Origin of the sequence: Methanobacterium formicicum (assembly GCF_029848115.1) — an archaeon.
GTDB lineage: Archaea > Methanobacteriota > Methanobacteria > Methanobacteriales > Methanobacteriaceae > Methanobacterium > Methanobacterium formicicum.
In genome coordinates, this window is sequence record NZ_JARVXG010000055.1 from 22610 (window position 1) to 42500 (window position 19891).

Annotated in this window: 22 protein-coding genes and 2 tRNA genes (1 of these 24 only partly in view); 17 read left to right on the plus strand and 7 right to left on the minus strand. The window is 41.7% G+C overall.

The window, feature by feature from the left end:
• Nucleotides 1-115 precede the first annotated feature (115 nt).
• The 4 genes from QC759_RS09185 (at nucleotide 116) to QC759_RS09200 (ending at nucleotide 3693) form a co-directional block, all read left to right on the plus strand.
• Nucleotides 116-742, plus strand: coding sequence for an HVO_0476 family zinc finger protein (locus QC759_RS09185; protein ID WP_048073532.1), 627 nt, complete (start codon nucleotides 116-118; stop codon nucleotides 740-742).
• A 94-nt stretch (nucleotides 743-836) separates the two neighbouring features.
• Nucleotides 837-1490: a protein-L-isoaspartate O-methyltransferase gene (locus QC759_RS09190; RefSeq protein WP_048073531.1), complete on the plus strand. Its 654-nt coding sequence runs from the start codon at nucleotides 837-839 to the stop codon at nucleotides 1488-1490.
• Nucleotides 1491-1716: 226 nt separating this feature from the next.
• A complete protein-coding gene (locus tag QC759_RS09195; RefSeq protein ID WP_048073530.1) occupies nucleotides 1717-2991 on the plus strand; it encodes a tRNA (N(6)-L-threonylcarbamoyladenosine(37)-C(2))-methylthiotransferase in 1275 nt (424 codons plus the stop codon).
• Nucleotides 2992-3360: 369 nt separating this feature from the next.
• Nucleotides 3361-3693 carry a zinc-ribbon domain-containing protein gene (locus tag QC759_RS09200; protein WP_048073529.1) on the plus strand — a complete coding sequence of 111 codons (333 nt, stop codon included), beginning with the start codon at nucleotides 3361-3363 and terminating at the stop codon, nucleotides 3691-3693.
• 283 nt (nucleotides 3694-3976) lie between these two features.
• Here the strand turns inward: QC759_RS09200 and QC759_RS09205 are convergent.
• A tRNA-Phe gene (locus QC759_RS09205) sits at nucleotides 3977-4049 on the minus strand.
• A 4-nt stretch (nucleotides 4050-4053) separates the two neighbouring features.
• Nucleotides 4054-4125: transfer RNA gene (locus tag QC759_RS09210), tRNA-Val, on the minus strand.
• A gap of 181 nt (nucleotides 4126-4306) precedes the next feature.
• Between QC759_RS09210 and QC759_RS09215 the strand changes: the two genes are divergently transcribed.
• The 4 genes from QC759_RS09215 (at nucleotide 4307) to QC759_RS09230 (ending at nucleotide 8326) form a co-directional block, all read left to right on the plus strand.
• On the plus strand, nucleotides 4307-4744 hold the full coding sequence (locus QC759_RS09215) for a GerW family sporulation protein (RefSeq protein WP_279845600.1): 438 nt from the start codon (nucleotides 4307-4309) through the stop codon (nucleotides 4742-4744).
• 136 nt (nucleotides 4745-4880) lie between these two features.
• Entirely contained in the window at nucleotides 4881-5429 is a 549-nt protein-coding gene (locus QC759_RS09220; RefSeq protein ID WP_279845602.1) for a DUF2953 domain-containing protein, read from the plus strand.
• A 5-nt stretch (nucleotides 5430-5434) separates the two neighbouring features.
• Nucleotides 5435-5665, plus strand: coding sequence for a hypothetical protein (locus QC759_RS09225; protein ID WP_048073526.1), 231 nt, complete (start codon nucleotides 5435-5437; stop codon nucleotides 5663-5665).
• Nucleotides 5666-5854: 189 nt separating this feature from the next.
• The gene (locus QC759_RS09230) at nucleotides 5855-8326 is read left to right on the plus strand and encodes a PAS domain S-box protein (RefSeq protein ID WP_048073525.1); all 2472 of its coding nucleotides are present in this window, start codon (nucleotides 5855-5857) and stop codon (nucleotides 8324-8326) included.
• Nucleotides 8327-8424: 98 nt separating this feature from the next.
• On the opposite strand, the gene QC759_RS09235 is transcribed toward QC759_RS09230, so the two are convergent.
• On the minus strand, nucleotides 8425-8916 hold the full coding sequence (locus QC759_RS09235; protein WP_048073524.1) for a rubrerythrin family protein: 492 nt from the start codon (nucleotides 8914-8916) through the stop codon (nucleotides 8425-8427).
• A gap of 210 nt (nucleotides 8917-9126) precedes the next feature.
• Entirely contained in the window at nucleotides 9127-9333 is a 207-nt protein-coding gene (gene hfoA2, locus QC759_RS09240; protein WP_004031856.1) for a histone HfoA2, read from the minus strand.
• Between the two features lie 153 nt (nucleotides 9334-9486).
• Between hfoA2 and cofH the strand changes: the two genes are divergently transcribed.
• Nucleotides 9487-10602 (plus strand): 5-amino-6-(D-ribitylamino)uracil--L-tyrosine 4-hydroxyphenyl transferase CofH, encoded by a 1116-nt coding sequence (gene cofH / locus QC759_RS09245; RefSeq protein WP_048073523.1) that lies wholly within the window; start codon nucleotides 9487-9489, stop codon nucleotides 10600-10602.
• A 48-nt stretch (nucleotides 10603-10650) separates the two neighbouring features.
• On the opposite strand, the gene QC759_RS09250 is transcribed toward cofH, so the two are convergent.
• The 3 genes from QC759_RS09250 to QC759_RS09260 all read right to left on the minus strand — a co-directional run bounded on the left by QC759_RS09250 (nucleotide 10651) and on the right by QC759_RS09260 (nucleotide 13550).
• A complete protein-coding gene (locus QC759_RS09250) occupies nucleotides 10651-11010 on the minus strand; it encodes a cyclophilin-like fold protein (RefSeq protein ID WP_048073522.1) in 360 nt (119 codons plus the stop codon).
• A 142-nt stretch (nucleotides 11011-11152) separates the two neighbouring features.
• Nucleotides 11153-11851, minus strand: a complete 699-nt coding sequence (deoC, locus tag QC759_RS09255; protein ID WP_048073521.1) for a deoxyribose-phosphate aldolase — start codon at nucleotides 11849-11851, stop codon at nucleotides 11153-11155.
• Between the two features lie 73 nt (nucleotides 11852-11924).
• Complete coding sequence (locus QC759_RS09260) at nucleotides 11925-13550, minus strand: tRNA uridine(34) 5-carboxymethylaminomethyl modification radical SAM/GNAT enzyme Elp3 (RefSeq protein ID WP_048073520.1); 1626 nt, start codon at nucleotides 13548-13550, stop codon at nucleotides 11925-11927.
• Nucleotides 13551-13873: 323 nt separating this feature from the next.
• Here QC759_RS09260 and QC759_RS09265 point away from each other — a divergent pair, with 323 nt between their 5' ends.
• From QC759_RS09265 to QC759_RS09300, 8 genes are all read left to right on the plus strand, one after another.
• On the plus strand, nucleotides 13874-14155 hold the full coding sequence (locus tag QC759_RS09265; protein ID WP_048073519.1) for a PRC-barrel domain-containing protein: 282 nt from the start codon (nucleotides 13874-13876) through the stop codon (nucleotides 14153-14155).
• A 78-nt stretch (nucleotides 14156-14233) separates the two neighbouring features.
• Nucleotides 14234-14569: a DUF2098 domain-containing protein gene (locus QC759_RS09270; protein ID WP_048073518.1), complete on the plus strand. Its 336-nt coding sequence runs from the start codon at nucleotides 14234-14236 to the stop codon at nucleotides 14567-14569.
• A 228-nt stretch (nucleotides 14570-14797) separates the two neighbouring features.
• Nucleotides 14798-15385 (plus strand): TetR/AcrR family transcriptional regulator, encoded by a 588-nt coding sequence (locus QC759_RS09275; protein ID WP_048073517.1) that lies wholly within the window; start codon nucleotides 14798-14800, stop codon nucleotides 15383-15385.
• A 118-nt stretch (nucleotides 15386-15503) separates the two neighbouring features.
• Nucleotides 15504-16295, plus strand: coding sequence for an EFR1 family ferrodoxin (locus QC759_RS09280; RefSeq protein WP_048073516.1), 792 nt, complete (start codon nucleotides 15504-15506; stop codon nucleotides 16293-16295).
• A gap of 102 nt (nucleotides 16296-16397) precedes the next feature.
• On the plus strand, nucleotides 16398-17009 hold the full coding sequence (locus tag QC759_RS09285; protein WP_048073515.1) for a hypothetical protein: 612 nt from the start codon (nucleotides 16398-16400) through the stop codon (nucleotides 17007-17009).
• Between the two features lie 45 nt (nucleotides 17010-17054).
• Nucleotides 17055-17372: a hypothetical protein gene (locus QC759_RS09290; RefSeq protein ID WP_048073514.1), complete on the plus strand. Its 318-nt coding sequence runs from the start codon at nucleotides 17055-17057 to the stop codon at nucleotides 17370-17372.
• A 199-nt stretch (nucleotides 17373-17571) separates the two neighbouring features.
• Entirely contained in the window at nucleotides 17572-19116 is a 1545-nt protein-coding gene (locus QC759_RS09295; protein ID WP_279845610.1) for a radical SAM/SPASM domain-containing protein, read from the plus strand.
• Nucleotides 19117-19120: 4 nt separating this feature from the next.
• Nucleotides 19121-19891 carry the 5' portion of a B12-binding domain-containing radical SAM protein gene (locus QC759_RS09300; protein ID WP_048073513.1) on the plus strand. It continues 669 nt past the right edge of the window, so only the first 771 of its 1440 coding nucleotides appear in the window; its start codon is at nucleotides 19121-19123; its stop codon lies off the right edge, out of view.

The window sequence follows — 19891 nt, forward strand, 5'->3', positions numbered from 1 at the left end:
TAAAATTCACCTTCTTAGTAACTATAATCCTAATTTATATTTATAAAGCTCAAAAAACATAAAAATTCTAATCAATCTTACTAGATCTTATTTTTTAAAAGTGAGGATGAAAAAAATGAAATGTCCAGTTTGTGACTCTGAATCTTATGAAATACTTAAAACTAAGGGTAAAAATACCAAAGAAGTTCTTTTAAAGTGTAATGAATGTGGAAACACCTACCGAGAAACAGTGATCATTCCTAAGATGGTAGAATGCCGGGTGATCATCAGTAAATTTGAAGAATCCCTTAAAAAAACCATTAAAATCTATCCGGATGAAGTTCTGGAAGTTGGTGAAGTGCTGGTGGTGGATGGTGAGGAAGCGGAGATCACCTCCCTGGAAAACGTCAGGGGAGGCCGAGTTTCCAAAAGCCCGGTCTCAGAACTGGTAACTATCTGGGCCACATCCCTTTCCGGCCCGGCCCGGGTGGGAATATCCATTGATAACCATGGCTGGATACTGTCCAAGAAGGTGGAAGTGGATAGGGATTTCCAGTTTAATGTGGGGGATGTAGTGAAAATGGGAAAGGCAGTTTTCCGTATAAAATCCATGAAAACCATCACTTCCAAGATTCGAAAGGGAGGAGCCACCGCTGACCAAATAAAAAGGATTTACGGAAGACCTGCCGATGGTAAAGATAAATTCAAGTATGATTTAAGCTCAAAAATTGTGGAAGTAGTGGAAGAAGAGCAGGTGCCCTAAACTTAGAAAGATAAACCTCTAAGAATTAGAGGAGATCATATTTGCATTATACGACTGTTTCCTGAGTACTTAAATTAGGGAATGGTGATGTAAATTGAAGGATAAAAGAAAAACACTGGTGGATAAACTCTTTAATCAGGGATATATTAAAAGCCAAAAAGTTAAAAATGCCATGCTTAAGGTTCCTCGAGAGCAATTCATGCCACAGGGTACTGTTTATCAGGCCTATGCTGATCGCCCCTTTCCCATTGGGAAAGGCCAGACCATATCTGCACCCCATATGGTAGCGATCATTGCCGAGAGATTGGATCTGGAGGGGGGTATGAACATCCTGGAGATTGGAACGGGATGGGGATACAACGCAGCGGTGGTGGCGGAAGTAGTGGGCAGGAAAGGCCACATCTACACCGTGGAAAGGATCCCGGAACTGGCAGCAAAGGCCAGGGAGAACCTGGAAAAAACGGGCTATTCAGGAGTAGTGACGGTCATCGAAGGGGATGGAACCCGTGGATACCCTGAAAAAGCCCCCTACGATAGGATTTATGGAACGGCCAGTGCACCAAAAATCCCCGAACCCCTTAAAGAACAACTTAAAATTGGGGGAAAACTGATTGTACCCATGGGCTCTGACTACTTCCAGGACTTGATATCAATGGTCCGAGTTTCAGAGGATGAATACCAGACCAAAAACCTGGGAGGGGTTGTCTTTGTCCCCATGATTGGGGAACATGGCTGGCCTGAAGATTAGAAGTCGTGAAAATAGGATATTTTAGAATATTAACGCCTTTACTTTGGTTTTTACTATTTATCAGGAGATACGTTTGGAATTTCTATAAATTTGGTAATATTATACTGTAAAGTTAATTTAGCTAAAATATAAAAGAATTAAATTTCTGGAAACTAACATTTTGACAGATCACGCACACCGATAAATTGACAGATCACACCACAGATAAAAATTAATCAGGATTAACATGAAAATCTATATGGAAACCTTTGGTTGTACCTTTAACCAGGCAGATTCAGAGATAATGGCTGGTTTACTGGAGAAAAACGGGGGAATAATTGTAAAATCCCCTGAAAATGCGGATGTAATTATTATAAACACCTGTTACGTTAAACAACCCACGGAACAGAAAATAACTAATCATATTAAAAAGATACAGTCCCAGTTCCCGGAAAAGAAACTTTTAATTGCGGGGTGTATGGTGGACATCCATCCCCGGAAGCTGGAAAAACTGGCACCCGAAGCAGGATGGATCGGAGCGCGCCGGATCAATTCAACTCTGGAAATAGTGGAAGCTGCTATGGAAGGGAATGTCTTAAGGGAAAAAGGTCAAGGATGTGATATTAAAACCGGCCTTCCCCGAAAACGGTCCAATCCCCGGGTTCACATACTCCAGATTTGTGAGGGATGTCTGGGTAAATGCAGTTACTGCTGCACCAGATTTGCACGGGGTAAACTGCAGAGCTATCCTATATCACTTTTAAAGAAGGACGCAGAACAGGCTGTAGCTGAAGGTTGTGTGGAAATCCAGATCACTGCCCAGGACACTGCCGCCTTTGGTAAGGATACCGGAGAAACCTTAGCTGATTTAATTAATGAAATAGCCTCCATTAAAGGTGATTTTCGCATAAGAGTGGGAATGATGCATCCCGGGAACATTCAGGAACACTTGGGGGATATTGCCCAAGCTTTAAGAAGTGAGAAGGTTTACAAGTTCCTACACCTTCCAGTACAGAGTGGTAGTAATCAGGTTCTCGCGGATATGAACCGGGGACACACTGTAGAGGAATATCTGGAACTGGTAAGATATTTTAAATCACAGATACCCTCCCTGTCCCTGGCAACGGATATCATTGTAGGCTACCCTACTGAGAAGGAGGATGATTTTCAGGACACCCTGAACCTCATCCAGGAAATACGTCCCGATTTCCTGCACATCTCCAAATACCATCATCGGCCGGGTACCAAGTCATCCTTACTTCCGGAAATAGACCACCACACTATGAAAAAACGTTCCAGTTCCTTAAATGATCTCAAATCAGAGATAGCCTTAGAAAAAAATAAGAAACTACTAAAAACCCGGCAAAAAATACTCATAACTGATAAAGGAAGTAAAGGTGGCTACCTGGGACGTTCCAATTCCTATAAAACAGTGGTGGTTGGAGAAGCCCAGCTAGGAACTTTCCAGGATGTGGAAATAACCCAGTACAAGAGTACCTATCTGAGAGGGGAAGAACATTAAAATAAAGGATAAAAATGGGGATCCCCTTTCAGGGGCAAGGAATCCCCATTTTAATGGAGTATAACCTTCCACTTCTACCATTATCTTGGAGGATTTTTCGTAAAACATAACCGGAATACGGCCACAACATTTAACTTCGCTGTTACCGGGTACTGTTATTTATCATAATGCCCACTATTATTTTGGATTATAAATTTAGTCTAACTAAAAGATTATCCTTAGCATTGTCCATTATTCTCAATTAAATGATGATTTTATCTATTAATTACATTTTTGTCCATTAATTCTTTTTATTTATAATAAACGTGGTTTTTAACCCCATAACAAACCATTATATTATATTCTTATAATAAACAGAATTCGATAGTTATGAAGTATTTAGTATGTGAAAATTGTGGAGGGTACTACACCCTGGAGGAAGATGAACCCCTCGATGACTTTGAATTATGTCACTGTGGTGGTAAGCTCTATTTAATGGAGGAAGAAACATTACTTGAACTCCAGTACCCTAATATAACATGTCAATACTGTGGTAATGAAAATACAATAAACAGCGCATTTTGTAGTGAATGTGGGCAGATATTAACTTCTGCTAAGGATATATACCGAACCAGTCCCCGTGAAAAATTAAAACCCGTGGGTATATTTGCCGGTGTAACTTTTATTTTAGTTTCAATAGTCCTTTTGGGGTTATTTATCTGATAAAGGGATTTTTTTTTATCGATAAAGCCTCTGGAATCGATTGATTTTTAAATATATTTACCGTCCCTATGGGGAAACACAAACCAATAACGGGAAACACAAACCAACCACTGCTCTTGAGAGAATCTACCCTATTTTTTTTTGAACTATTGGAACTTATCTGATTAATTAGTGGCTTATAATCAATTATTTTATGAAAATAGCATGGAATATAAATTTATTTATAATTAAAATTAAAAAATTGATATTGTTTTGGAAACGAAAAATAGATAATTAAAGGGAGTGCCGTGGGCCGGACTTGAACCAGCGACATCCAGATCTTCAGTCTGGCGTTCTCCCAACTGAACTACCACGGCATGATGGGCCCGACGAGATTCGAACTCGTGATCACCTCCGTGTCAGGGAGGTATCATACCCCTAGACCACGGGCCCGCATTCAAACATTTGTCGTGTTACTATTTAACCTTTTCCCCTCTTTGGTTTAAAGTTCTAAAAAAAGTCTACAGCGGAAATTAATATTTTATTACTAAAGAAAAATGTATATGCCTCAGGAGCAATAAATAAGATACACTAAAACAAGCAAAATATACTAAAATAGAGTAGGGGTGAAATAATGGATATTCAGGATCCTATAAAAACTACAGTAGAAGAAATTCGGAAAGTTCTAAACATAGAAAACGTCATTGGCGAAGTAATTGAAAGTGAAGACAAAGTAATGATACCCGTCACTCGAATGGGAATGGCCTTTGGAGCGGGTATCGGTGATCAAAAAGGTACTTCCAATGAAGGAGGTTCCCTTGGTGCTGCCGCCGGTGGTGCAGGCATAGAACCAGTGGCCATGGTCGTGGTCTTCAAAGGTCAGAGCGGACCTGAAGGGGTTAAAATGTTGCCTTTAAAAAATCCAGATCCATTAACCAGAGCAATTGGTGAAGTTAGCAATGCCATAGTTGATGTTATGGCTGAAGGCCGAAAAATGGGAATGGGTAAAAAACATACTAAAAAAGCTGAAGAAGCAAAAACTGAAGAAAAAAAGGGTGAACCTCCTGTATGATAAAAAATTTTGATGAAAAATTTCAAAGAAATTATAATTTGCACAATTGACCCTGAAATTTATTAGCCTGAAAGTAGGTTAAATTTTGATATACACTATAATAAGCATCATAATACTTATTCTGGTGCTTATTTTATTGTCTTTTCTTTTGATTCCCCTTAAACTATCGTTATATCTGAATAAACAGGGAAATGAAACTGAAGGTAAGTTCACTCTAAGATTCTTGGGCATACCTCTTTTTTCCAGGAAAATACCGGAAGATAAAACCGATGAAAAAGAAAAAAAGGAAGAAAAGGAAGAAAAGGCTGAAAAAAAAGACAAATTTTCCTTAGAACGTATTTTAAAGATATTAAAATTATTCAAAGAATCTTTACCTTATATTTATGGTTTGATGACCTCTATTTATAATGCGGTGACCATTGAGAAGTTCTCTGTAAACATGAACCTGGGAATGGAAAGTCCCGCCGACACAGCCCTCTTCACCGGGTATATCTGGTCATTCACCTATCCACTAAACGCCCTTACCCGGATTGATGTTAATATAAATCCTGATTTCCAGAGAAGAGTTCTGGATGGCAATTTCCAGATGGATGTTAATATAAGACTCATGGGGATAGTGGTGGAGGCAATACGGGCTTACACCAAAAAACCAGTACGGGAATTAATTAAAGAAGTACGCCAGTGATTTACATGAAAATAAATCAGGAAATAAAGGTTGGAAAATCATTAAAAATAGATGAAAGGGTTTTTTATCCCATCATCAAGATTTTTCACTGGAAACATCAGGATTCAGAGTCCTACTCAGTATTTCCCGTGGCAGTGGTAGTGGTTGAAGGAGAAATGAAGTACATTTTCCCCCTGGAAGAATACGATGAACCCGAAGAATTAGAAACGTATATGGCCATGGTTAAACCACTGTGAATAAAATTTATTTCAAGGGGGTTCTGGAAGTTCAATCAGGGCGCTATTTCAACACCGAAGGAATAAAAATCTTAAGAAAAGCCAATACCATTTTAAGGGAATTATTCCTGCTTTTTTAAGAAAATCATTTATGCTTCTTTTTATAAAATAAATAATCAATCAATTGATTCAGTTTCGGAGGGCCTGCAATTGAAATTGAACTTGAATCAACCCAAATCTTACTATGAAACCTTTGTAATTTTAACTTTAATCCTGTTATCCTGCGTTTTAACCTATTATTTCCATTTTGTTTTAAGATCAGGAGTTCTTTTCACCCACTTCTTCTATATCCCCATAATACTGGCGGCAGCCTGGTGGAAAAGGAAGGGATTGTGGGTCACATTTTTCCTGGCAGGGATGCTAATATTCACTAGTTACATCAGTCCACTGCAAATTGATTACTTTTACGACGACATTTTCAGATCAGTAATTTTTATCATAGTTAGTATAATAACCGTGATTTTAAGTGAAAGAATAGAAAAATCACAGATCAAGCTAAAGACCAGTGAAGAAAGTTTCCGTTCAGTAGTTGAATCCGCTATTGATGGAATTATCACCACTAACCTGGAGGGTAACGTGGTTTTTGTTAATGAGAGCTTCCAGAAAATGTTTCAATATTCAGAGGAAGAAGTTATTGGCAAATCCGTTAAGACGTTCATTCCCCCCCGGCTGAGGGACAGCTATGACCAGAAAATGAAAGAATTCCATAAAACCGGTAAACGCCAGGTAGGGACCTTTGAGTCAGCGGGTCTTAGGAAAGATGGTAAAGAATTCCCCTTTGAAATATCAATCACCAACTGGGAAGGGGAAGGTGAATTATTCACCACCTCCATTATTAGGGATATAAGCTATCGTAAAAATGCAGAAAAAACACGTTCTATTCTCTCTGCAATTGTAGAAGGTTCTGCAGAGTCAATCATTGGCGTTAATTTGGAAGGGAATATTTTAAGCTGGAATAAAGGAGCAGAGCAAACCTATGGTTATTCTGCAAAGGAAACTATGGGAAAATCATATTCCCTACTGTTCCCTGAGGATTCCAGTGAATACCGGGAAATACTGGATACCATTGCTAAGGGTGAAATAATTGACCACTACGAAACTAAAAGGGTGACCAAAGCCGGGCAATTAATCGATATCTCCCTAATTATTTCTCCCATAAAGGATAAAACCGGAAATATAATAGGATTATCCGCCATAGCGCGGGACATAACTCGGGAAAAGGCATCTGAAGAAGCCCTTGCCCGGAGTGAAGCCCAACTATCCATGATCACCGCCAACATGGCGGATATCATATGTCAGGCCAGTATTGATGGTGTTTACATCTATGTCAGTCCCTCGGTCAAATCCGTGCTTGGTTACCAACCACCGGATCTACTTGGAAAATCAATGTTAGAGGGAGTGCACCCTGATGATCGTTCCCGGGTCACCTCCTGCATGCAGGATGCCCGGGGTAAATGCATGACACAATCAGTACAATATCGTTACCTGAGGGCTGACGGTAGTTATGTGTGGCTGGGCACCACGGGAACCCCAATTTATGATGATGAGGGACAGGTAACTGGATTTATTTGTAACAGTCGGGATATAACCAACCAGAAAAATGCAGAAGACGCCCTACGTGAAAGTGAGGCGAAGTACCGAACCCTGGTGGAGTCCGCCAGTGATCCCATTTCCCTGTATGATGAAAATGGTATCTTCTTAATGGCCAACAAGGCTGGAGCACATAGTATGGGCGAAGAACCAGCTGATCTCCTGGGGCGTTCACTGAGAGATTTTTTCCCCCCGGAAATTGCTGAAAAACAGATTGATTTAATAAGAAGGGTAATAAACACCGAAGAGGGGGTGGATATGGAGATGTTTGTCCCCTACGGTGATAAGGATCAATGGTTCAGTACCAGCCTGCAGCCCATTTACGGAAGAGATAACCAGATTCACAGTGTACAGGTTATATCCCGGGATATCACTGAAATCAAAGAAACCCAACTTAAACTGGAGCAGGCCCTCCAGGATAAGGAAATGCTAATGAAAGAGATATATCACCGGGTGAAAAACAACCTGATGGTGATTTCAAGTCTCCTTAATCTACAATCACGTTACATAAAGGATGAAGAAGCCAAGGCCATGTTCAAGCAAAGCCAGGAAAGGGCCCAGTCCATGGCCATGATCCACGAAAGACTGTACCGGTCCGCGGATCTGAAACATATCAATTTTGGGGATTACATACGTAAACTGGCCCGGGATCTCTTTAGGACCTACGTGGCAGATCCTTCCCGGATCAAACTGGAAATGGATGTGGAGGATGTGATGATCGACATAAACATCGCCATCCCCCTGGGTTTGATGGTAAATGAGTTAATCTCCAATTCCATGAAACACGCCTTCCCCGAGGGCAATAGTGGTGAAATAGGGGTTAAATTCAAGGAACATGCCGACCAGTGTGTGCTGGAAGTCAGTGATACTGGTGTGGGATTCCCTCCCGACTTTGACTTTGAAAAATCAGATTCTCTGGGGTTACAGTTGATTAATAGCCTTACCCAGCAAATAAGTGGTGAGCTGAAGTTGGAAAAGGATCAGGGAACCACTTTTAAGATAACCTTCCAACAACCGGAAGAAGATGATTAAAAAGAAGGGATGATTAAAGATTTTTACGGGATGAAAAAGGTAGTTATTCTAAAAAAGGAAAAATAGTTAGATAAAATAGTTATACTTACTCTTAAAAATTAGTCTACCTTAAAGAAATCAGATTTCTTTGCTCCGCAGACCGGGCACACATCCGGTGTATCATCTTCCACAGTGTTACCACAGTATCTGCAGACATAGTAGTCCACATCTTTATTTTCTCCCAGAGCTTCCAGTGCCTTTTGGTAGAGTCCGGCGTGGATCTCTTCCACCTGGTTAGCCACATCAAAGGTCCAAACTGCTTTTTTATCATCTTTAGATTTGGCTTCTTCAATGAACTCGGGATACATTTCTTCGAATTCTTCCTTTTCACCATTGATGGCATCTTCCAGGTTCTGGGCAGTGCTACCAATCCCTTCCATTACCAGTAAATGGTTATGGGCGTGGACAGTTTCAGCTTCAGCAGCTGCTCGGAAGAGTTTGGCCACCTGTGGATATCCTTCTTCATCAGCTTTTTTGGCATAAGCTAAGTATTTACGGTTAGCTTGAGATTCACCGGCAAATGCTTCCTTTAGATTATTTATGGTACTCATTTTTTCACCTATAGATCCTTAATTATGGGTTATATTAAGTGGAGATTCTATAAGAAGTAGATGGTTTATATTTTTCCAAGATTTTAAATTGAACAAAGGTTTCACTTAAAATCAGCAACAGGAAGTCCCATTATAAAATCATTCTAAATTGTAGATGGGTATCGAGTTAATACTATCTTAAAAAATAAGAAAAATAAGAATTAAAAAAACTTAAGCGGATTTGACGGCCATTTCGATGTCTTCGGCTTTGACAGTCTTCCTTCCAGCGTGTTTTGCAAGTTCTACGGCTTTTTTAGCTAGCTCTTCGCCATTTTCTTCCAGAGCTTTGGCTAAAGCCTCCTTTGCATCATCGCTTATCCTTTGAGCACCAGCGTTTTTTATGATTCTTCCAACTGGAGCAATTGGTAATTCAGCCATATTTTCACCTCCTAATTTAGCTATGACTCTATAATATTTAAAGATATCGGTTTTCATGCAATAATCAGCCATGGTACTTAACATGCACACCCCCCAAGTGTGATCATCAACCTACCAAAACTTTAAAGGGTACATACACCCATAGGAATTCCCATGAATAAGACACCGGACATTGAACCCACCATAGAAGAGATACTAAATAAGGCATTAGAGAAGTCGATTTCCCGCGAGGAAGCACTTAAGCTTATTGAAACTACTGGTGATGAATATCAGGCACTTATTCGTGCAGCGGATCGGCGAAGACAGGAATTAGTTGGTGATGAGGTTACCTATATTAAAAATTGGAACATCAACTTCACCGATATTTGCACTGGTACCTGTGGGTTCTGTGCCTTCCGTAAAGACCCGGGACAGGAAGGGGCTTACTTCCTGGATGTGGATGAAATAGTACAGAGGACCAAAACTGCCTGGGATGATGGTGCAGTAGAAGTTTGTATCCAGGGGGGACTACACCCGGATGTGGATGCCTATTTCTATGAAAAAATACTCCTCGGTATTAAGGAAGAAATCCCGGATATGCATATACACGCATTTTCCCCCATGGAAATCTTTTATGGAGCATCACAGGCGGAACTGACTTTAGAAGAAACTTTGAAGATGTTAAAAGACGCGGGATTGGGGTCCATGCCCGGGACTGCAGCGGAAATCCTCAACGATGATGTCCGGAAGGTGATCTGCCCGGGTAAACTCACCACCTCCCAGTGGGTGGAGGTCATTGAAACCGCCCACCAGACTGGTGTGCCCACCACCTGCACCATGATGTACGGCCATGTGGAAAGTACCGAGCACCGGGTGGAACACCTGGAGATCCTCAGAAACATCCAGAAAAAAACTAAGGGGTTCACAGAATTCGTGCCCCTAACTTTCATGCACTACAATGCACCCCTTTATAAACAGGGAATATCCATCCCCGGAACCACCGGTACTGAAGATTTAAAACTCTATGCCGTAGCCCGATTGATGTTCGGAGATTTACTCAAAAATATCCAGGTTTCCTGGGTGAAACTGGGATTCAAATTTGCCCAGGTATGTTTAACTGCAGGGTGTAATGATCTAGGAGGAACACTGGGTGAGGAAAACATTTCACGTTCTGCCGGAGCACAACACGGGGTTTACACACCCCCGGAGGAATTGCAGAGAATAATAAGGGACTTGGATCGTATTCCTGCCGAGAGGGATACTCTTTATAAGAATATCCGGCAGTTATAATCTAGTAGACAGTTATAATCTAGTAAAAATGCCAAATAAGGGGATTTGTTAAAATAAACGTTTTATAACCACCCAATCACCCTCTTCAACACTTTTCATTATCTCCAAACCTTCAACAACTTTTCCAATATGATTCACATCAGAAGCAGGCTGGGAATCACCGAAGAATATGCAGAAGGCTTGGCCCGGTGGCCAGTAGGACACATCCCCTTTATCTGATGAGGGTGAGGGATTTTCGTATTCGTGTTCCAGGGGTATGGGGAAGAAAATTTCTTCCAACCACAACTGGGCTGCACCCTCCAGGGGAAGGTTTTCATACAATTTTTGGGCAGTTGAAGGGTTTCGATCATCCAGAACTACTTTCACGGTTCCTTTTTTCAGTATTTCAATTTCAATTCCAGTCTCCATTGAACTCACCTACTAATTTTAGTATGTCCCGGTCAGTATGCCAAAAATCTTTCAAGTTTTTCCCATTAGAGGGGCCCTTTTCCATCAAAAAGGGTGTTTATCTTATTAATGGGCTTTTTTCCATCAAATAGGGTTTTCATCATCAAATGGGGCCTAAAACATCCTCCTCACTTTCGCCCTGTTTCAGCAGTTCTTCCATGATCTGCACACCGGTGGAGGTCCCGATTTTACTGGCCCCCGCATCGATCATGGCCAGGGCAGTTTCCAGATCCCGGATACCACCCGCAGCTTTAACTCCCATTTCCATACCTACTGCTTCACGCATCAGTCTAACATCTTCTACTGTGGCCCCGCTCACTCCAAATCCAGTGGAAGTTTTCACGTAGTGGGCTCCAGCCTCCCGGGCCAGTTGACAGGCCGTGATCTTCTCATCCCGGGTTAACAGTCCAGTTTCCAGTATAACCTTCACCACATGTCCCCGGGCAGCCCCCACCACTGCAGCAATATCTGCCTGTACCAAGGGGTACTGTCCTGATTTAAGGGCACCAATGTTCAGGACCATGTCCAGTTCAGAGGCACCATTGGCCACTGCCTCTTCTGCTTCAAAAGCCTTGGCATGGGGTGTTTGAACTCCGAAGGGGAATCCTATTACCACACAAACCCCAGTATCTGACATTTCCAGGAGTTCACTGGCCAGTGAGGCCTGGGTGGGTGTTACACAGGCACAGCTGAAGTCATAGTAATCTGCTTCTTGACAGAGCAGTTCAATATCTGCCTCGGTGGCATCACGCTGTACATTGGTATGGTCAATCATTCCCGCCAGTTCTTCAATGGATATCATAATCAAATCCCTCCAAATGTTTTATTTTTTAAATAATTCAATTACAAACAATTCACAAACTTCCAATTATACTTTAAGCCAATTTTTTAGCCATATAGGGGCCTTTCCTTTCATAACCAAATTTGCGGTAATAGTTACGAACCCCAATCCCGCTGATAATGAGTATTTCCCTTTTATCATATTCTTCCCGGCTGATCTCTTCAGCTTTTTTAAGTAACTCTTCACCGTAACCACGGTGCTGCCATAGTTCATCTGTTCTTTCACCCAATGGCATCATGGGGCCGTAAACATGTAATTCACGCACTAAAGCACTGTTATCATTAATTTCGGGACGGTGGGCATGCTCAGAGGGCATGCGCAGTCTTAAAAACCCGAGAAGAACGTCGGCCTTGGTATCCTCATGGGACAGGAACAACTCTTCTCCCTGACTGGCACGGTACTTTTCCACCAGCAGTTTAATGTTTTCTTTCTGGGTGTGGGTTCCCTGGGCGGCCTGGTGCCCCACTTCCCGGCAACGGATGCACTGGCACTGAACTTTTTCCCTTTTAAGTTGGTTGTAAACCAGTTCACCCAGGTTGGATTTCTGGACCCCGGCTTCTATGAGTTGGGAGGGAATATCCCTCTGGATACGCATGGTACGCACCCACTTGGGCAGTATCTTTTTAACCTCCACTATTAGCTGAACTGCTTCCTCACTGGAGTAAGGAGTGTATTCTCCTTTTTTCCATAGTTCGTGGAGTTGGGAGCCTTCGGTTACCAGGCAGGGATAGATCTTCAGCATATCTGGTTTGAACTGTTCATCGGAAAACAACCTCTTGAACATTCGTAAATCCCTCTCAGGGCCACTGAATAGGCCGGGCATCATGTGCATAGCCACTTTAATACCAGAATCCTTTAAAATCCGTGTGGCTTCTACCGTGTCCTGCACCCGGTGCCCACGACGTACTCGGTGATAAATGAAGTTATAAAGGGTCTGCACCCCTAGCTCCACCCGGGTAACGCCCATGTCCAGCATCCGGTCCACATCTTCCCTCTGGGAGTAATCCGGCCGGGTTTCGAAGGTCAGGCCCACACAGCGCACACTGGAATTTTCATTGGCTAGCTGGGCATCCTTAAGATAAAGGAATCCTCCACAATTACCTCCAGTGTATTCATCACTGGAGTTCAGGTTATACTCTTTAACTCCAAAATCAGTCAGGGCCTGCAGGCAACGGGTAATGAACCATTCCTGGAAGCATAAAAATCTGGAGGGGAAGGTACCTCCCATTATTATAAGCTCCACCTTATCTAAGGGGTGGCCAATACTTTCCAACTGCTGCAAGCGATTATAAACCTGTTTATAGGGGTTGAAATCGTACATCCGGGCCCTCAGGGCAGCAGGTTCTTCTCCAGTGTAACTGGGAGGGGCTATGGTGCTCTCCGGACAGTAGAGACACCTTCCATGGGGGCATTTATGTGGAGGGCACATCACGGCCACCACCGCAACACCGGAAATGGTCCTGGTGGGTTTCTTTTTTAAAATAGGGATAACAATCTCTTTTTCATCTTCCCGGGCCGTTTGCAGTATTTCCGAGTTGCGGGGAAACCGGTCCAGCTGGTGTTCCCGGCACACCCTGAATTTGGCCTTTTCCAGATCCTTCCGGTTTTTTATTTTCCCTTCCAATATATCCTCGATTATGGATCTTCCGGCTTTTTCCATTTCTTTTTCTCCAAATTGCATATGAATATAAATTTTTTAATAGTTATCTGGTATTTATCCTTAATATTCCTGTAATATCTTTAGATAATTATGAAGTTATACAGTCACCGTATATTCTGAAGTATAGGTATAGTTTAATTCCACCCATTCTATTATTTGGTTTTAGAAGTGTTTAAATTGCCGGTGCAGAGGGCAACCAAGGGGCTTTACTGTAGATGAAGGGAACTGGTTTTAGTGCTTTAAACCCATCCAGAAATTAGGTGAGCCTTTTAAAGGGGGAATTATTATATACATCAAAAAATAGAGTATAAACTGGTGTTTAAATGAAAGTGAGTGACTTTTTTGGGAGAAGAGTTCTGGATAAAAAGGCCAATGAAATAGGTAAAGTGGTGGACATGGTTATAAAACCAAAGGAAGGTATTATTACCAGCATGATCATATCCACCAGTGATTTTGGCCTGACCCGGAAAGATCTGGAAATAGTAACTGCCGATATTGAAGAAGTGGGGGATTACTTAATTTTAAATGTTGAAAAAGCGGAACTGGAGACTAGAGCACAATCAAACACTGAAAAAGAGAAAGTAAGGCTGGATATTAGGAAGTAAACTAAATATTCTTCTAGACTCACGAAATACTCCTAAATTCACGAAAATCAATCATAATCTAAAGATGGGGGTGAAAATATGGAAGCAGCTAACAGTAAAAACAAAGAAATATCCGTGGGGTCCCATGTAAGATACACGGGCACGGGCAGTGCGGGGGAAGTTCTGGGCCTTCGCAGTGATGATGAAGGATTATGGGCTAAGGTGGACACCACCCAGTTATGGTACAACAGCCGCTATCTGGAACTCATGGATGATGAAGAGTACCATCGCCTCAAATCACGAGAATCCCGGAGAAAGACCAAAAAATCCAGTGAAGATTCTGAACGGGAAACCACCCGGAAGAAGGTGGAAAGCATTAAACAGGACCTGAAAGACGTTGACATGAGCTCGGAACTGTGTGATGGTGGAGGTTAAGACCCTACATTTTTTTTTTATTCTTTTTTTGATTTCTATTTTTTTAAATAATAAGAGTTTGAATTTTTTGAGAGTTTGAATTTATAGCAGTACTTTTCATTTTTCGATAATTTTATTCCGTTTAATGTAGTTTACTTCCTTTTCAATGAGTGTTTATCTGGAATAGGTTTATATGGTATGAAATCCAAAAAAAATTACAAACCGACGGTCGGTTTGTAGGAGGTTACCATGGTCCCCCGAAAACCCAGGGAAGAAAGGATAAATGAAATAACCCAGGCAGCTATAGATGTTTTCCTGGAAAAAGGTTATGAGAATACTACAATGGATGCCATTGCCCGCCGGGCAGGGATGAGTAAAGGAGGGCTTTACCATTACTTTTCCAGCAAAGATATGGTACTGATATCGGCCAATGACAAGATCAGTGAAAAGGTAGAGGACTTAATGAAGGCCGCTCTGGAATGCGATTCAGTTCGAGAGGGAATTCTGTACTACATTGAAAACTACATATGCTACTGGCTGGAACACCCCCGGGAAACTGCATTTCTATTTCTCTCCATTGCCAAGATACTGGAAAAACCAGAACTATTGACCTACTACCAGGAATACACCGCAGATTACCGGTCATTTCTGGAAGCCATATTCACCCGGGGAGTGGAGATGGGAGAATTCAAACCACACCCAGTAAGGACCAGTGCCCTGACCCTGATGGCGGCCCTGGATGGTATCCTAAGTTACATGATATTTGACAACACCCTAAATCTGGAAGAAGTACTCCAGGATTTTGAAGAAAAATTCATTAAACCCATTGAAAAGTGAAAATAGTATCTGATTTGATATCAACTCTTGATTATTAAGTCATAAATCTGATAATTAATTGTTAAAGAGGAGATGGACCTTATGTTAAATATTAGTGGATTGTTTAGGGGGTTTGAAAATGGTTAAAGATGTAATTGACTTTTACTACTTCTCGGGAACTGGAAACACTTTGCTAGTGGTGCAGAAAATGAGGGATGTTTTCACGGAAAAAGGAATTCCGGTGAATTTACACCCCATGGAAAGATCAAAACCGGATAATATCAACTTGAACCATACCATTGGGTTAGGATTCCCCATTGCCGAGCTGTCCACCTACAATTTTGTGTGGAACTTCATCCGGGGGCTGCCCGAAACAGACCAGAACACGGAGATCTTCATGGTGGACACCCTGGCTGGAATATCCGGAGGTATTGTGGGTCCGGTGCATGAAATAGTTAAGAAGAAGGGCTACCACCCAATAGGGGCCAGAAAAATAGTCATGCCCCCTAACATATTCTACATTGAGGATGAGGAAACCTCTAAGGAGAAGGTCCAGAGGGGACTCATCAGGGCAGAGCAATATGCCGGTGAACTATGCACTGGTAATTCACAATGGGATAAATCATCTATATTTTCCCGGACTGTTTATTACACCTCCCTGGCCGGTCTTAAGATAACAGAATCCAGTGTGAATCAGAAACTACTGCACCTGAAGACAGATGAAGCAGAATGCAAAAGTTGTGGTATATGTGTAAAACTGTGCCCGGTGCATAACATAACCATGGATGAAGGTAAAACTCCGGAGCACGGTTTCAACTGCGAGTACTGTTTAAGATGTACCTCCCTGTGCCCCCGTGGTGCAATAAGCTGTCCTTTCAACTATCAAGGGAAAACTTATCATGCAGTTAAAGCTAAAGAGTTTCTTAAATAACCGGCAGGTTCTTAAATAACATACCGGAATCTACCGGTTTCTTAAACTATACAATACAGTAAATAATTATACAAACGGTAAATAAAATTCGCGGGTGAGGGTATGGTAAATCTAGATGAGAAAAATATGGATTTTGAAGCACTGGCCAGAGAAGCATTGAATAATGATGATCTATTCAGTGAACTGAAGGAGGGTGTACTATCCAAGAATAATAACGTACGGCAAAACAGTTTCAAGGCCCTGCAGTTCCTGTCAGAAGAAGATCCTGAATTTTTATACCCTGAATGGGACCTCTTCCAGGAAATGCTTCACAGTTCAAACAACTTCCATAAATATATTGCCATATACATTCTGGCCAGTTTAACCAGTGTGGATAAGGATAAACGGTTTGAAGAAATATTCGATGATTACTACGGAATACTTGCCGGGGATAAAGCCATGACGGCATCCCATGTGGCTTTAAACTCAAGTGTGATTGCCCATAACAAGCCAGAACTACAATCCCGGATCGTTGATACTCTCATGCGAATTGATGAGATTCACCAGGGCAAACAGAAGGAACTCATCAAGGCCTATGCCATCGAAGCCCTGGGTAAGATCTACCCCGAAGCAGAGGATAAAGAACTAATTGAAAATTTCATAAAATCCCAGGTGGATAGTAAAAGTCCCAAGACCCGCAACATGGCCCAGTGTTTTCTGGAGAGGTGTGATTAGATAAATTAATATATTAGGAACCCCCTACAATTATTTAGGGGTTACATGGTGGACATGATCAATGCTCTAGAATTCCCACGGCGGAAGAATGAATTCAAAAAGATGGTGGGTCAGATAGGTTCCCAGAATCAATCTGGAAACAGGCTCCCTAAATCTGAAAATCAACTGGGAATGTTGTTAAGTAAACCTACTATTAGAACCATCCCCCCAGATAAACAAACCTTTGATAACCCTGAGCTGTGGAAAAATTTTCAAAAACAATACCAGCATGAGTTTAATGAAAAGGTAAAACTCATGGATAAAATTAGGCATAAGAAAAATGCCCTGAAGCCCTCAGAAAATTATAGCACGGGTTTTTTATAGTTATAACTCTTTTTTCAAGTAGCTGAAAACCATCCTCGGGATCAGGATGATAAAAAAATTTATAAAGAATGTTGTCCAAATTATATGGAAGGATAATTGTAGTGAGTAACTTGGGATTCTTTAGTATTATTTTGCACTTAATTTCTCATTACACCTCCTAAGTCTTTTGTAGGTTATTTGTTAAAACTGGGGGTATACAGTGACCAATGAAAGAAAAATCAGGCTTGAAGATGGGGAATTGGTTAATTCGGATATGGAAGGTATGATTGGTACCTTCGAGACCATTGCCAACCACCCCCTTTCCAGAATACTTCTGGAAAAAACCATGAACTACTGCCAAAAGGACGAAGCAAATTCTATTGAGGTGGGATTGCAGCTCATGCTGGGGCAACGGGAAAATGCCTGCCTAAAATGCACCATATTATCCAAGATCATATCTCACCTGGTAAAAAAAGGAATTGCAAACTTCGGAGTTTCAGAATCAGAGTTCAAGCAGATAATGGAAGATCCCTACTGGGTAAAGGGTTTAAGCAGTGTACTTAAGGGCATAGCACTATTCGGTGTTCAAAAACCCTTTGTACCCGGGGCACCCTTTCAGGTGGTGTGGAACATCACCCGCCGGTGCAATATGAAATGTGAGCACTGTTACGAAAATGCCGGCAAACCCGGTAAAGATGAACTCAACTCTGGCCAAGTATTAAATGGTTTAGACATTCTTTCAGAAGCCGGAGTAACTTCCGTTGCTTTATCTGGAGGTGAACCCACCCTGCATCCTCATATCCATGATTTCATTAAGCATGCCAAGGATCAGGGATTGTTTGTTGCCATGGCCACCAATGGATATCTGCTCTCCCGGCAGGATGTTACCCGTAAATTTGAAGATTCTGGCCTGGAATTTGTGCAGATTAGCCTGGATGGTCTTAGCTCCCGAACCCATGATTCATTTAGGGGAGTTAGTGGTGCCTGGGATAAAGCAGTTCAAGCTATTTCCCACTGTGTTGATGCTGGTTTTTTTGTGGAGGTTGCCACCACTGTCACTGAATACAACTACCAGGAAATACCTCAGATGATGGATTTTGTAAGAGATTTAGGTGTGCAGTGGTTCATGTTGTACAATTTTATACCCACGGGGAATGGCCGCAAAATTGTAAACAGTGATATTTCTCCTGAAAAAAGGCAGGAATTGTTAGAAAATGCTTATCATGAAAATAACAGGGGGGACATGCAGGTTTTATCCACAGCCCCTCAATATGCTACTATTGCGGAATCTATGGTCTCATCTCAAACCAAAGTAATTCCCACCCATTTTTACAACCCGGAATATACCAGTAACACTTTAAAAAAACTTGCTGATTTTATTGGGGGTTGTGGTGCCGGACGGTTCTATCTGAGCATTGAACCCAATGGAGATATCTTTCCCTGTGTGTTCTTCCCTCATGACGAGGAGGTATGCCTGGGAAACATTCTCTCTGATGATTTCAATGATCTGTGGCAGCACCACGAACTTCTGGATAAATTCAGGAATAAAAATATCCTCAAAGGTCATTGTGGTGGGTGCAAATCCAGGAATATCTGTGGAGGGTGCCGGGCCAGGGCCTATAACTATTTTGGTGACGTGCTGGCCCCGGATCCCGGTTGTGTTAACAATTTCACCCAATGGTTGGAGATTAAAAAAGGACTTCCAAAGGGTGCTCAAGAACTAGCTGATGGAAGAATTTTAATTGATCTAAAATATGCGGGCTGATAATATGGATGTTATCCTCATAAACCCTTATGATGAAAATGCGGTTAAAAATGGTCTGGGGTTCATTACCCCTCCTCTAAATTTGATGTACCTGGCATCATCACTGGAACATGCTTCCTTTTCAGTGAAAATAATTGACGATGACCTGCTGCAGATGGGATACCATAAAGTTTCCCAGATAGCAGCCAAACTTAACCCCCAAATAATAGCCCTCACTGCCACCACCTCCACCATAAAAACGGCCATGAAATATATAAAATTAATTAAAAAGGTTTTACCCAATGTATTATCAGTAATAGGTGGTCCTCACCCTACTTTTATGCCAAATGAAGTTTTAAAAGATCCACTTGTCGATGTGGTGGTACTGGGGGAAGGTGAGGAAACTATGGTTCATCTGGCCCGTAATTACATTGATAAAGGAAGCCAGGATATCTCCAATATTCCGGGAATTGCCTACAATGATCCAGAGCAGGGAAATATCAAAGTTACACAACCACGACCACTTATAAAAGACCTGGATTCTTTACCCTTACCAGCCCGACATCTAGTTCCCTTTGATTCCTACGGGGTCTCCAAAGACCAGTCTGGGGGAATGATCACCAGTAGAGGTTGTGTTTTTTCGTGCGGGTACTGTTCTTCTTCCCTGATTATGGGTAAAAAATTCAGATCACGCAGTCCCCAAAATGTGGTTGATGAGATTGAGGAACTCTATTACCACTATAAAATCAGGGACATAGCCTTCATGGATGACACTTTCCTCTTAAATAAAAAAAGA

Bases quoted from the DNA above. Each gene is read 5' to 3' on its own strand.
- QC759_RS09185 (WP_048073532.1), top strand. From the start codon at position 116: ATGAAATGTCCAGTTTGTGACTCTGAATCTTATGAAATACTTAAAACT.
- QC759_RS09195 (WP_048073530.1), top strand. From the start codon at position 1,717: ATGAAAATCTATATGGAAACCTTTGGTTGTACCTTTAACCAGGCAGAT.
- QC759_RS09200 (WP_048073529.1), top strand. From the start codon at position 3,361: ATGAAGTATTTAGTATGTGAAAATTGTGGAGGGTACTACACCCTGGAG.
- QC759_RS09215 (WP_279845600.1), top strand. From the start codon at position 4,307: ATGGATATTCAGGATCCTATAAAAACTACAGTAGAAGAAATTCGGAAA.
- QC759_RS09225 (WP_048073526.1), top strand. From the start codon at position 5,435: ATGAAAATAAATCAGGAAATAAAGGTTGGAAAATCATTAAAAATAGAT.
- QC759_RS09235 (WP_048073524.1), bottom strand. From the start codon at position 8,916: ATGAGTACCATAAATAATCTAAAGGAAGCATTTGCCGGTGAATCTCAA.
- hfoA2 (WP_004031856.1), bottom strand. From the start codon at position 9,333: ATGGCTGAATTACCAATTGCTCCAGTTGGAAGAATCATAAAAAACGCT.
- cofH (WP_048073523.1), top strand. From the start codon at position 9,487: ATGAATAAGACACCGGACATTGAACCCACCATAGAAGAGATACTAAAT.
- QC759_RS09250 (WP_048073522.1), bottom strand. From the start codon at position 11,010: ATGGAGACTGGAATTGAAATTGAAATACTGAAAAAAGGAACCGTGAAA.
- deoC (WP_048073521.1), bottom strand. From the start codon at position 11,851: ATGATATCCATTGAAGAACTGGCGGGAATGATTGACCATACCAATGTA.
- QC759_RS09260 (WP_048073520.1), bottom strand. From the start codon at position 13,550: ATGGAAAAAGCCGGAAGATCCATAATCGAGGATATATTGGAAGGGAAA.
- QC759_RS09265 (WP_048073519.1), top strand. From the start codon at position 13,874: ATGAAAGTGAGTGACTTTTTTGGGAGAAGAGTTCTGGATAAAAAGGCC.
- QC759_RS09270 (WP_048073518.1), top strand. From the start codon at position 14,234: ATGGAAGCAGCTAACAGTAAAAACAAAGAAATATCCGTGGGGTCCCAT.
- QC759_RS09275 (WP_048073517.1), top strand. From the start codon at position 14,798: ATGGTCCCCCGAAAACCCAGGGAAGAAAGGATAAATGAAATAACCCAG.
- QC759_RS09280 (WP_048073516.1), top strand. From the start codon at position 15,504: ATGGTTAAAGATGTAATTGACTTTTACTACTTCTCGGGAACTGGAAAC.
- QC759_RS09285 (WP_048073515.1), top strand. From the start codon at position 16,398: ATGGTAAATCTAGATGAGAAAAATATGGATTTTGAAGCACTGGCCAGA.
- QC759_RS09290 (WP_048073514.1), top strand. From the start codon at position 17,055: ATGGTGGACATGATCAATGCTCTAGAATTCCCACGGCGGAAGAATGAA.